10 protein-coding genes are annotated in these 12,423 nt (G+C 55.7%); 2 read left to right on the forward strand and 8 right to left on the reverse strand.

Annotated features, from left to right (window positions below; genetic code table 11):
* Positions 1-56 precede the first annotated feature (56 nt).
* Genes ACLHV9_RS07920 through poxB form a run of 3 tightly spaced genes read right to left on the reverse strand, consistent with a single transcriptional unit; the run spans position 57 to position 4,261 of the window.
* Positions 57-1,493 carry an SDR family oxidoreductase gene (locus tag ACLHV9_RS07920; RefSeq protein ID WP_049005449.1) on the reverse strand — a complete coding sequence of 479 codons (1,437 nt, stop codon included), beginning with the start codon at positions 1,491-1,493 and terminating at the stop codon, positions 57-59.
* A gap of 10 nt (positions 1,494-1,503) precedes the next feature.
* Positions 1,504-2,505: a low-specificity L-threonine aldolase gene (gene ltaE / locus ACLHV9_RS07925; protein WP_108090363.1), complete on the reverse strand. Its 1,002-nt coding sequence runs from the start codon at positions 2,503-2,505 to the stop codon at positions 1,504-1,506.
* 37 nt (positions 2,506-2,542) lie between these two features.
* Positions 2,543-4,261 (reverse strand): ubiquinone-dependent pyruvate dehydrogenase, encoded by a 1,719-nt coding sequence (gene poxB / locus ACLHV9_RS07930; RefSeq protein ID WP_407220366.1) that lies wholly within the window; start codon positions 4,259-4,261, stop codon positions 2,543-2,545.
* Between the two features lie 151 nt (positions 4,262-4,412).
* Here poxB and ACLHV9_RS07935 point away from each other — a divergent pair, with 151 nt between their 5' ends.
* Entirely contained in the window at positions 4,413-4,847 is a 435-nt protein-coding gene (locus tag ACLHV9_RS07935) for a DoxX family protein (protein ID WP_028019272.1), read from the forward strand.
* Between the two features lie 59 nt (positions 4,848-4,906).
* On the opposite strand, the gene hcr is transcribed toward ACLHV9_RS07935, so the two are convergent.
* From hcr to aqpZ, 4 genes are all read right to left on the reverse strand, one after another.
* A complete protein-coding gene (gene hcr, locus ACLHV9_RS07940; RefSeq protein ID WP_108090361.1) occupies positions 4,907-5,875 on the reverse strand; it encodes an NADH oxidoreductase in 969 nt (322 codons plus the stop codon).
* A 10-nt stretch (positions 5,876-5,885) separates the two neighbouring features.
* Positions 5,886-7,538 carry a hydroxylamine reductase gene (gene hcp, locus ACLHV9_RS07945; RefSeq protein WP_108090360.1) on the reverse strand — a complete coding sequence of 551 codons (1,653 nt, stop codon included), beginning with the start codon at positions 7,536-7,538 and terminating at the stop codon, positions 5,886-5,888.
* Positions 7,539-7,682: 144 nt separating this feature from the next.
* Entirely contained in the window at positions 7,683-8,582 is a 900-nt protein-coding gene (locus ACLHV9_RS07950; RefSeq protein WP_407220367.1) for a lysine exporter LysO family protein, read from the reverse strand.
* 182 nt (positions 8,583-8,764) lie between these two features.
* Positions 8,765-9,460, reverse strand: a complete 696-nt coding sequence (gene aqpZ, locus ACLHV9_RS07955) for an aquaporin Z (RefSeq protein WP_025204573.1) — start codon at positions 9,458-9,460, stop codon at positions 8,765-8,767.
* Between the two features lie 292 nt (positions 9,461-9,752).
* Here aqpZ and ACLHV9_RS07960 point away from each other — a divergent pair, with 292 nt between their 5' ends.
* Positions 9,753-11,411, forward strand: a complete 1,659-nt coding sequence (locus ACLHV9_RS07960; protein ID WP_028019268.1) for an ATP-dependent endonuclease — start codon at positions 9,753-9,755, stop codon at positions 11,409-11,411.
* On the opposite strand, the gene ACLHV9_RS07965 is transcribed toward ACLHV9_RS07960, so the two are convergent.
* The gene (locus tag ACLHV9_RS07965) at positions 11,408-12,364 is read right to left on the reverse strand and encodes a VirK/YbjX family protein (protein WP_108090359.1); all 957 of its coding nucleotides are present in this window, start codon (positions 12,362-12,364) and stop codon (positions 11,408-11,410) included. The two genes, ACLHV9_RS07960 and ACLHV9_RS07965, sit on opposite strands and share 4 nt — an antisense overlap.
* Positions 12,365-12,423 lie beyond the last annotated feature (59 nt).

Here is a 12,423-nt window from a genome sequence, read left to right on the forward strand (position 1 = left end):
TCTTTCGTGAATTACGGCGGGTTGCAATGGGAAAGGTGAAAGAAAGAGAGTTTTATTTAGAACTTTTCCGTCTTTTGTTCTGCCAGTTGCGCAATCCGCTTCGCCATTCCCCGGAAGATAAACAGATGGGCGGGGATCATGAACAACCAGTAGAACAGACCCGGCATCCCGTGCGGATGCCACCAGGCGCGGACATCCAGTTCGCGATGGTCGCCTTTGTCTTTCAGCGTAAAGCAGAGTCGACCCAGCCCCGGAGCTTTCATACCGAACAGCAGTGCCAGCTGCTTTTCCGGCTCGACGATGATGACCTTCCAGCTGTCGACCGCATCGCCCACTTCAAGGTAAGGACGAGCAGGGCGGCCTTTTGCCAGCCTGTGTCCCACCAGCAGATCCATTGCTCCACGCGTTTGCCAGAGAATATTGCCGAAGAAATAACGTTCTTTGCCGCCAATCTGGTTCACCACGTCCCACAGCGCCGCCAGGCTTGCCTGCGTTTTTACCGTGCAGCCGGCCTGTTTGGGATAATAACCATACTCCGGTCGCCAGCGGGCAAACGCCTGAGCGTCGTAACCCCAGTCGCTGGAGTTCACCAGTTGCTCTTCTTCTTTCAGCGTATTGCGCACGGCATCATCAAAGCGGATCAGGTTCTGGGGAATGAGTGCCCGCAGCTCGCGATCGTCCGCCAGTAAATCATGTTTGAGTCCCTGGATCAGCGCTTTGGCGGTCGTCGGCGGCACAGAGGTAATCACATTCAAAAACCACACCGAAATCCAGCGGGTTGGAAAGGGGATGGGGATCAGCCAGCGTTTACGGCCGCTGACGCGCATGAAATGTTCAAACTGCTCCTGATAACTCAGCACTTCCGGGCCTGCCGCCTCCAGCACGCGGTGTTGCTCCGCCGGGTGGTCCAGCAGCGCCACCAGATAATGCAGTAAATTTTCCAGCGCAATCGGCGTGGTGCGCGAACGGACCCAGCGCGGCGGCGTGAGTACCGGCAGGTTGTAGACCATATCGCGCATCACTTCGAAGGCGGCGGAGCCCGCGCCGACGATAATTCCGGCGCGCAGTTCGGTAACAGGGATAGTGGCGCCGCGCAGGGTTTCCGCCGTCAGCTGGCGGGCACGCAGATGATCGGATTGCTCATGTTCGGGCGCCTGGAGCGAGCTTAAAAAAATGACCTGCTTCACCGGCGTTTGCAGCAGGGCATCGCGGACGTTCATCGCCACCTGACGCTCGTGGGCGATAAAATCTCCGCCTTCACCCATGCTGTGCACCAGGTAGTAAAGCGTGTCGACCCCTTCCAGCAGCGCGGGAAGTTCCTTCGGCCAGTTGAGGTCAACATTATGGCAGGTGACGCCAGGCAAACTGAGTTTTTGCAGACGTTCGGTGTTGCGTGCCGCGGCCAGCACCTGATGCCCCTGCTGGCTTAATACAGTGGTGAGATGCTGACCGATATACCCGCTGGCGCCGAGCACCAGAATGCGTTGCGGCACTTGAGGCTCCTTATCGCTGTAAAAACGCCTGCCAGTGTTTCACCACCTCTGACAGCTGTTCGCGGCTCACGTCGAGATGCATGACCAGACGCACGACAGGTGAGGCGTTGATCAGCACGCCACGGGATTTCATAAATTCACCCAGTACGGCAGCGTGTTCGTCACCCACGCGAACGAACAGCATGTTGGTGTCGTGGCGCATCACGTCGGCGCCAATCTCGCGCAGCTGCGCCGCCATCCACGCGGCGTTGTCGTGATCGTCCTTCAGGCGCGCCACGTTGTTTTTCAGGGCATACAGCCCGGCCGCCGCCAGAATACCCGCCTGACGCATGCCGCCGCCGGTCATTTTGCGCCAGCGGTTGGCACGCTTGATGTAGTCCGCATTGCCCACCAGCAGGGAACCCACGGGCGTACCCAACCCTTTAGAGAGGCAAATGGTGAACGAATCGCAATATTGCGCGATCTCTTTTAGCTCGCAACCGTACGCCACCACGGCGTTAAAGATGCGTGCGCCATCCACGTGCAGGCCAAGTTTGCGCTCGCGAGTGAATTCCCACGCTGCTTTCAGGTACTCGCGAGGCAAAACTTTACCGTTATGGGTGTTTTCGAGGCTGAGCAGTTTTGTGCGAGCAAAGTGAATATCGTCAGCTTTGATTTTCGCCGCGACTTTATCGAGCGGCAGGGTGCCGTCCGGCGCGGCGTCAATCGGCTGTGGCTGAATGCTGCCGAGCACGGCTGCACCGCCTGCTTCATACAGATAGTTATGCGCGCCCTGGCCCACGATGTACTCTTCGCCGCGCTCGCAGTGGCTGAGCAGCGCCACCAGGTTGGCCTGCGTACCGGTGGGCAGGAACAGAGCGGCCTCTTTCCCGCTGAGTTCTGCGGCATAGCGCTGCAGCTCGTTAACCGTCGGATCGTCACCATAGACGTCGTCCCCGACCGGAGCGGCCATCATCTCTTCAAGCATGGCGCGGCTCGGACGGGTTACGGTATCACTGCGTAAATCAATCATGGCATGTCCTTATATTTAAAAGGCGATGCCAGATGTTTTACCTGAGCCAGTTCGTTTTTGCCAGTTCGATCACCTCATCGCCGCGGCCGCTGATGATGGCGCGCAGCATGTAGAGGCTAAAGCCTTTGGCTTGTTCCAGTTTGATTTGCGGTGGGATCGCCAGCTCTTCTTTGGCGACCACCACGTCCACCAGTACCGGGCCGTCAATGGAAAAGGCGCGCTGCAGGGCTTCATCCACCTCTGACGCTTTTTCCACGCGAATACCGGTGATGCCGCAGGCCTCGGCGATACGCGCGAAGTTAGTGTCGTGCAGCTCGGTGCCGTCCGTGAGGTAGCCGCCGGCCTTCATCTCCATCGCCACGAAGCCCAGCACGCTATTGTTGAAAACCACGATTTTAAGCGGGAGCTTCATCTGCACCACCGACAGGAAATCGCCCATCAGCATGCTGAACCCGCCATCGCCGCACATCGCCACGACCTGGCGTTCCGGAGCGGTGGCTTTCGCCCCTAGCGCCTGCGGCATGGCGTTGGCCATCGATCCGTGGTTGAACGAGCCGAGCAGGCGACGTTTCCCGTTCATTTTCAGATAGCGCGCTGCCCAGACGGTTGGGGTACCCACGTCGCAGGTAAAGATGGCGTCGTCGTCAGCAAAATGGCTGATCTGCTGCGCCAGATACTGCGGATGGATGGCTTTGTCGCTCGGTTTGGCGAGGTCGTCCAGCCCCTTGCGTGCATCGCGATAGTCGCTCAACGCCTTATCGAGGAACTTGCGGTCCGTTTTTTCTTCCAGCAGCGGCAGCAGGGCGGCAAGGGTGGATTTAATATCGCCCACCAGCGCCATATCGACCTTGCTGTGCGCGCCGATACTGGCGGGGTTGATATCAATCTGAATGATTTTAGCGTCCGTCGGGTAGAACGGACGATAAGGGAATTGCGTGCCGAGCAAAATGAGTGTGTCGGCATTCATCATCGTATGGAAACCGCTGGAAAAGCCGATTAAGCCGGTCATACCCACATCATAGGGGTTATCGTACTCAATATGCTCTTTGCCGCGCAGGGCGTGGACGATCGGCGCTTTGAGCTTACCGGCGAACTCAAGTAATTCTTTATGTGCGCCTGCACTGCCGCTGCCGCACATCAGGGCAATATTGCTGGAATAGCGCAGCAGTTGCGCCAGTTTTTTCAGCTCTTCTTCGGCTGGCGTCACCACTGGCTGTGGCGCATGATACCAGTGGCTGCTAGCGGTTTCTGGTGCGGCCTTGAGCGCGACGTCGCCAGGTAACACGACCACGGAAACACCCCGATTCAGCACAGCTTTGCGCATGGCAATCGCCAGGACCTGAGGGATCTGCTCGGGTGTCGAAACGAGCTCGCAATAGTGGCTACATTCACGGAACAGCTCCTGCGGATGCGTCTCCTGAAAATAGCCGCTGCCGATTTCTGTCGACGGAATATGAGCGGCAATCGCCAGCACCGGCACGTGGTTACGGTGGCAATCAAACAGACCGTTGATTAAATGCAGGTTTCCCGGCCCACACGATCCGGCGCAGACGGCCAGTTCCCCCGTGAGCTGGGCTTCGGCACCGGCGGCAAAGGCGGCGACCTCCTCATGACGGGTCGGCATCCATTCAATGGTTTTCATCTTGTTGAGACTGTCGCTCAGTCCGTTAAGTGAATCGCCGGTGACACCCCAGATGCGTTTTACGCCTGCTTGTTCCAGGGTTTTCGCTATGTATGCAGCCACGGTTTGTTTCATGGTTGTCCGTCTCCTTTTTGTGATATCGCTTACAAGCTTAGAAGAAAGTCTCCGTATTGCCCGCCGCATCCCCCCAATTAAAAGGTGCTGTTCACGCGCAATTATTCGGCATAATCTGGTGATACCTCAGTGAAAACAGGAATCATTTCAAATGGTTAAATCATTGTTAATTGCTGTTAATGAAAAGCTATCGTGCGACGATCTTGGCAAACTCTTGTTACGACTTGCCGTGGGTGGGCTAATGCTGTTTCACGGCTTGCATAAGTTGTTTGGTGGTGTGGGATTCATCAGCGGCATGCTGGTGGAAAAAGGGTTGCCGGGGTTTATCGCCTATGGCGTTTTGATTGGCGAAGTCGTGGCACCGATCCTGATTATCATTGGGCTCTTTACGCGCCCGGCCGCGCTGGTGCTGGCATTTACGATGATTGTGGCGTGGCTGATGGTGGGAATGGGGGAAACGCTCGCGCTCGATAAGGTAGGCGCATGGGCAATTGAAAGCCTGGTGTACTTCTTTATCGGCTCGCTGGCGGTGGCGTGTCTAGGGGCAGGGCGGTTTGCGGTAGGGAAAGGTCCTGCGTGGCGGTGAGGATAACAAAAGCCCGGTGGCGCTAGCGCTTACCGGGCCTGTGATCGAACGTTTACCGTTTATGCCAGAACCAAATCACCCTGCGGATGACACGAGCAGGCCAACACATAACCTTCTGCAATTTCCGCGTCGGACAGCGTCATAGTACTGGTGACGCTGTACTCCCCGGAGACCACTTTCGTTTTACAGCAGCCGCACACGCCTGCACGACAGGCTGCCACTACGGGGATCTTATTGCTTTCCAGCGCCTCCAGCAGCGTAGTGCCCACACGGCCAAAGAAAGTCTGTGCTGGTTGCAGTTTGCTGAATTTAATCCCGCTGGTAGCCGCTTCTGCCACGGGGGTAAAGAACTGCTCTTTGAAGAAGCGGGTCACGCCGAGCGCTTTCACTTCTTCTTCCACGATAGCCATGTACGGCGCTGGGCCGCAGGTCATTACGGTACGATTTGCGATATCAGGCACGCTTTGCAGCAGCTCGCGGCTCAGACGACCGGGCACAAAACCATGGGTTGCGTTATGTTCCGCCACCAGCGTCACCGGATAATCACGCCACTCCTCGGCACAAATCACATCGTCCGGGGAACGGACGCTGAAGATCGCCTGCACGTCGGCCTGCGGGCGGTTCTTCGCCAGCCAGCGACGCATCGACATAATCGGCGTCACGCCACAGCCCGCTGCCAGCAGCAGGAATTTATCGTCTGTTTTGTCGTCACAGGTGAAATCACCCTGCGCGTCAGACAGCCAGATGTAATCCCCGCGCTTCACGTCACGCGTCAGCCACTGGGAGCCCGCGCCGTCGTCAATGCGGCGGACGGTGAGCGTAATGTATTCGCTCACGCCCGGCGTTGAGGATAGGGTATAGGCGCGCAGGGTGTCCGCCGAATTGCGAACGCTGACCAGCGCATACTGCCCTGCACGGTACGGATAGTAGTCATGGCACAGCAGTGACAGTGTCCATACATCCGGCGTCTCCTGATGGATGTGATGAACCTGCATCCGCCACGGACATTGTGAGGTTGGCATGGTCATGAATAACTCCTTACGCGCTCAGCAGCTGCTTCATATCGTCTTCAACGTTGGTCACGGAACGCAGGCCGAATTTCTCGTTCAGCACGGTCAGCAGGTCCGGCGTCAGGAAGCCAGGCGCGGTCGGGCCGGTCACGATGTTGGTTACGCCCAGAGATAGCAGGGTCAGCAGGATGACAATCGCTTTCTGCTCAAACCATGACAGCACCAGCGACAGCGGCAGATCGTTCACGCTGCAGCCTAGTTTCTCCGCCAGAGTGACCGCCAGGATGATCGCAGAGTAGGCATCATTACACTGTCCGGCATCCACCAGGCGCGGCAGACCTTCGATGTTACCGAAGTCCAGTTTGTTGAAGCGGTATTTACCGCAGGCCAGCGTCAGGATCAGACAGTCTTCCGGTACGCGGGTGGCGAAATCGGTGAAGTAGTTACGCTCGCCGCGCGCGCCGTCACAGCCGCCGACGAGGAAGATATGGCGCAGTTTTTCACGGCTGACGAGATCGATCAGTGTATCTGCAGCCCCGAGCAGTGTTTCACGGCCAAAACCGACGGTAATCAGGTGCGGAATTTCACTGTACGGGAAGCCCGCCATCTGCTGCGCTTGCTTGATGACCGGACCGAAGTCATCGCCCTCAAGGTGGCTTACACCCGGCCAGCCGACGATGCTGCGGGTCCAGATGCGGTCGTCATACGCGCCCACGGTTGGGTCGATGATGCAGTTAGAGGTCATCACGATTGGGCCCGGGAAACGGGCAAACTCAACCTGCTGGTTCTGCCAGCCGCTGCCGTAGTTACCGATCAGATGTTTGAATTTACGCAGCTCTGGATACCCGTGAGCCGGCAGCATTTCACCGTGGGTATAAACGTTAACGCCCGTACCTTCGGTTTGCTTCAGCAGGTTGTAGAGATCTTTCAGGTCATGACCGGAAATCAGGATGCATTTGCCTTCGGTTGCTTTGACATTGACCTGGGTGGGCGTTGGGTGGCCGTAGGTGCTGGTTTCACCGGCGTCCAGAATGCTCATCACTTTGAAGTTCATCTGGCCGATTTCCATTGAGCACTCAAGCAGCGCGTTCATATCTGCAGGCCAGGTGCCGAGCCACGCCATGATGTTGTGGTACTGGGCGTAGATGTCGTTGTCGTATTGACCGAGCACATGCGCGTGCTCCATATAGGCCGCGGCGCCTTTCAGACCGTACAGGCACAGCAGACGCAAGCCAAGGATATTCTCGCCAATGGCCGTTTTGTCTTTGTTTGGGGTGAACTCTGCCGCCTGACGCTGCAACTCGCCCAGATCGTCGCTCACCAGCTGAAGTTCTGACATCGGATTTTCCACGCGGGCGTTAGCGTCCGCCTTCAGACACTGCGCTTTCAGCGCTTCACGAAGGGCAATGGCTTCGCGGGCGTAGCCGACAATGCGCGGAGAGTCGAAGTTAACGTTGGTTAGCGTGGAGAAGAAGGCGCGCGGTGCGAAGCTGTCGACGTAGTGGTCGATGATGCCATATTCACGCGCTTTGCACGCCCATGCGGAAAGGCCTTGCAGGGCCGCAATCAGCAGGTCCTGCAGGTCAGATGTTTCTGCGGTTTTGCCGCACATACCCTGTGCGTAAGAGCAGCCATTGCCTGCCGGGGTACGGATGGTTTGTTCACATTGCACACAAAACATAATCACACCTGTTAAAGTTATATTTAATATACATGTTTAAGGTTATGCCTGTGCCAGAACGGTGAAAAGGGCTTTTTGCTACAAAATAAAGGGAGATTGATTTAGCGCAATTTTGGCGGCAGGAACCCTACCGCCAAAGAAGTATCAGGCCGAGAAGACTGCCATCAGAACCGGAACCAGCAGGCTTAAAATAAAGCCGTGCACGATGGCGGCGGGCACCATCTCCAGTCCGCCAGAGCGTTGTAATACCGGCAGGGTAAAGTCCATTGAAGTCGCGCCGCACAGACCCAGCGCCGTAGAGCGACTTCGGCGCACCAGACCCGGGATCAGCATAATGGCAATTAACTCCCGTGCCAGGTCGTTAAAGAAGGCGGCGCTACCAATCACCGGGCCGAACGATTCGGTCAGCAGAATCCCGGAGAGGGAATACCAACCGAAACCTGAGGCCATCGCGAGGCCTGTTTTCAGCTGCAGGTCGAGAATAAAAGCGTTAATCACGCCCGCCACCATGGAGCTGGCGACAACAATGACCGCGACCATCATTCCCCGACGGTTCAGAACAATTTGCCTAAGCGTCATGCCATTATTTCGGAGCTGAATACCGATCAGGAACAGCAGGAAGATCAGCGTATATTCACTGGCCTCTGTTGCGTGCTGTAAAAATGCCCAGCCGGTCAGCCCAAGAAGAAACCCGAGCACCACGACGCCGCACAGTTTTAATGATTCCAGAGCCATCGCAATTCGGGAAGGCAGCTTTTCCTGATGATGATGGTTTTTCCAGGGAACGGTACGTTCAAGCCAGAAGAGTGCGGCAATATTACACAGTAAAATAACCACCACGGTGACCACTGAATAATGCAGGATAGAAAGCAGATTGGTCGCCAGATTATCCAGGAAGGCCAGGCTGATCCCCATAAAGAAAAGAATGACGTATACAATCCAGCTGAGAAAACGGTTGATAAGACGTAATGCGGATTCCTGATGCAGCGGGATAAGGTAGCCCGCAATCAGGGGCAGCAGAATGATGAGGAGTCCTGAAAACATGAACAGCTGGTCCTTTTGAGTATCTGTTAAGCGCCAGTGACACTACCCAATAAAGGCTGTTCAGTAAAGCGGCAAAAAGAAAGCCGGGTGGCGACTGCGCCTTACCCGGCTTGAGTGTATGTGGGGTTATGCGGCCTGATGCCCTCACCCCAACCCTCTCCCACGGGAGAGGGAGAAAATCATTAATCGCGTTTTTCCAGCAGGGTGCGATACAGCACACCGCCCAGAATACCGCCGATGATTGGCATCACCCAGAATAGCCACAGCTGCTCAAGCGCCCAACCGCCCTGGAAAATGGCGACGGCGGTACTGCGTGCCGGGTTGACGGAGGTGTTAGTGACCGGAATAGAAATCAGGTGGATAAGCGTCAGCGCGAGACCAATGGCAATAGGGGCAAAGCCTGCTGGTGCGTGTTTGTCGGTTGCGCCGTGGATCACCAGCAGGAAGCCTGCGGTCAGCACAATTTCAATCACGATAGCAGACAGCATGGAGTAGCCGCCGGGTGAGTGTTCACCGAAGCCGTTAGAGGCAAACCCGCTGGCTGCAGCGTCGAAGCCGGCTTTACCGCTGGCAATCACGTAAAGCACAGCTGCCGCAATAATACCGCCCACTACCTGAGCGACGATGTAGCCAATGACTTCTTTCGCAGGGAAACGGCCGCCCGCCCATAAACCCAATGTCACCGCCGGGTTAAAATGGCCACCCGAAATATGCCCTACGGCAAAGGCCATGGTTAATACGGTTAAACCAAACGCCAGTGCGACGCCGACAAAACCAATGCCTAATTCCGGGAATGCCGCAGCCAGAACGGCGCTACCGCAGCCACCAAATACCAGCCAGAATGTACCAAAGCATTCTGCTGCCAATTTTCTAAACATAACCACCTCAATAATAAATTTCCGCACGCTTTCCCGCGTACGGGATATATCGCCATAAAGGGATGACGACTCAAAGAGCCGTTATTCTAAAAACCAACAACACCCCTTCGCCACTTAAATAAATTCGATTAATTTGATTTAAGGCAATGTGATGTCAATCCTTGTTCAAATAAGCGGTAAATAGAGCATAGACCAATTCTCGCAAGGACGAATGTTATGCTGTCGTGACAGAACGACGCCCGCTATACTGCTGATAACTTAAAGGAAAAAGTGGTCATTTCGCGGGGGATTTATGCTTCTCGAACGTGTGGAAATTGTCGGGTTTCGCGGGATTAACCGCCTGTCGCTGCAGCTGGAACAGAACAACGTCCTGATCGGCGAGAACGCCTGGGGTAAGTCCAGCCTGCTGGATGCGCTAACGTTGTTGCTTTCGCCCGAAGATGATTTGTATCACTTCGTCCACGATGATTTCTGGTTCCCACCGGGTGACATCACGGGCCGCGAGAAGCATCTGCATATCATTTTGACGTTCCGGGAATCTGAGCCAGGACGTCATCGCGTGCGTCGCTTCCGCCCGTTATCACCTTGCTGGGTGCCGTGCGATGACGATTTCCATCGTATTTTCTATCGGCTTGAAGGCGAGATGTCGGAAAACGAAGGGGTACTGACCCTGCGTGATTTTCTCGATGAGAAAGCCAACCCGATCCCCCTGGAGAATATCGACGATCTGGCGCGCCACCTGACCCGCCTGACGCCGGTACTACGCTTGCGTGATGCGCGTTTTATGCGGCGTATCCGTAACGGTACCGTACCGCATATGCCGGAAGTGGAAGTTACGGCCCGGGAGCTGGATTTCCTGGCCAGAGAGCTGGTTTCGCGTCCGCAAAATCTGACCGATGGGCAAATCCGTCAGGGATTGTCCGCGATGGTGCAACTTCTGGAACACTATTTTTCCGAACAGGGCACGTCGGAGTCGCGCCATCGTCTGATGCGCCGACGCTCTCATGATGAGCAACGAAGCTGGCGTTACCTCGATATTATTAACCGGATGATCGACCGGCCTGGAGGCCGTTCCCATCGGGTAATTTTGCTGGGGCTGTTTTCAACACTTCTGCAGGCGAAAGGAACCGTTCGTCTCGACCGGGACGCCCGCCCGCTGCTGCTGGTGGAAGATCCTGAGACCCGTCTGCATCCCATTATGCTCTCCGTGGCATGGCATCTGCTGAATCTGCTGCCGCTCCAGCGCATTACCACCACCAATTCCGGCGAGTTATTATCGCTGACGCCGGTTGAACACGTCTGCCGTCTGGTGCGTGAATCTTCGCGTGTTTCTGCTTACCGGCTCGGGCCTGGCGGTCTGAACGCGGAAGACGGGCGCCGTATTGCGTTTCATATTCGCTTTAATCGAGCATCGTCGCTTTTTGCCCGCTGTTGGCTGCTGGTGGAGGGGGAAACGGAAACCTGGGTCATCAACGAACTGGCGCGCCAGTGCGGCCATCATTTTGATGCGGAAGGCATTAAGGTGATTGAGTTTGCCCAGTCGGGATTAAAACCGTTGATAAAATTTGCCCGCCGGATGGGGATCGAGTGGCATGTCCTGGTAGACGGTGACGAAGCGGGTAAAAAATACGCCTCAACCGTGCGTAGCCTGCTGAATAATGAGCGAGAAGAAGAGCGCGACCATTTAACCATGCTCCCTGCGATGGACATGGAGCATTTTATGTATCGTCAGGGTTTTGACGACGTATTCCACAGAATTGCGATGGTACCTGTAGATGTCCCGATGAACATGCGGCGCGTGATTGCCAAAGCCATTCATCGTTCGTCAAAACCGGATTTAGCCATTGAAGTGGCGACGGAGGCGGGGAAACGGGGCGTGGAATCAGTACCGACGCTGCTGCGCAAGATGTTCTCCCGCGTGCTGTGGCTGGCACGCGGGAAAGCAGATTAAGGTTGGGTTGCCTGGCTCACTTGCTGAATCAGGCTATCCAGCAGTTCGTAGCGGCGGCGATATTCGGAACGTTTTTTACTCGCGATCTCTTCCATCGGTTTACGTGACATAACAAGCGGCAGCCTAAAGTTACCGTTATCCTGTTTTTCACCGCCGATGGAAACCCAGAAACTGTCGTAATCGGCCAGCAGTTTCCCCTCTTTTTTCTTGCGATAACGCCAGCTGCGATAAATATGGGTGGCGTTACTGACGGCAAGAATCTGTTCTACCGGGAAAGCGGTGCCGAGGGTCATTGCGGCTTCAACGAGCAGACGTTTCGGGAACAGGCCATGACAGGCTTTCGTTGCCCCCTGGATAAGCTCGTGCGGAACGTGTGCTTTTGCGCCCTGCAAACCGCCGATAAATAGCGTCGATTTCCCTTCAAACTGGCACAACGTAAAGGTCATTTCTGCCAGCACCGTGTTCTGGCTGTCACAGAAAGCGAGGGTGGCTTCTCCTTCTTTATCCAGGAATGCATCTGCGCACAGACGAACGGTAAATTGCTGTTCATCTTTGCCGGTTAAGGTCAGCAGCGTGAAGCCCTGTTTAGAAAGATAACCATTCAGCAGCGTCGCAGGAAGCTGGCGGCTCATCGTCTGATAGTGCCAGTTGAGGGATTCCAGCGCGTGCTGACTATCCATGTTCACCGTTAACCAGGGACGATGCAGCCGGCATGGCAGCCCAGGTTGTACCTGTAACATCTGCATCAGACGCGGTTGTTTTGCCAGACTCGTTAAAAGGCGCGCGGTGCTAACAGGTGACGCCAGCGAACGTAACATGAATTTACGTCGATAGGAGGGATTCTTCCACGCAAGCCCAGGTGTGAGCTGACCGAAAGCCAGATTTTTGAAAAGCTGCCAGCCTGATTTAGGCTGCGGCAGGTTTGAAAAAGGTGTATCGACGATGGAAGACATGATAGATCCTGCTTCTTGTTGAAGAGCTTCATTTCAGCAGGCGAACGTTCAACATCTCG

Source organism: Enterobacter sp. CPE_E890 (assembly GCF_046521475.1).
In the GTDB taxonomy this organism is placed as follows: domain Bacteria; phylum Pseudomonadota; class Gammaproteobacteria; order Enterobacterales; family Enterobacteriaceae; genus Enterobacter; species Enterobacter adelaidei.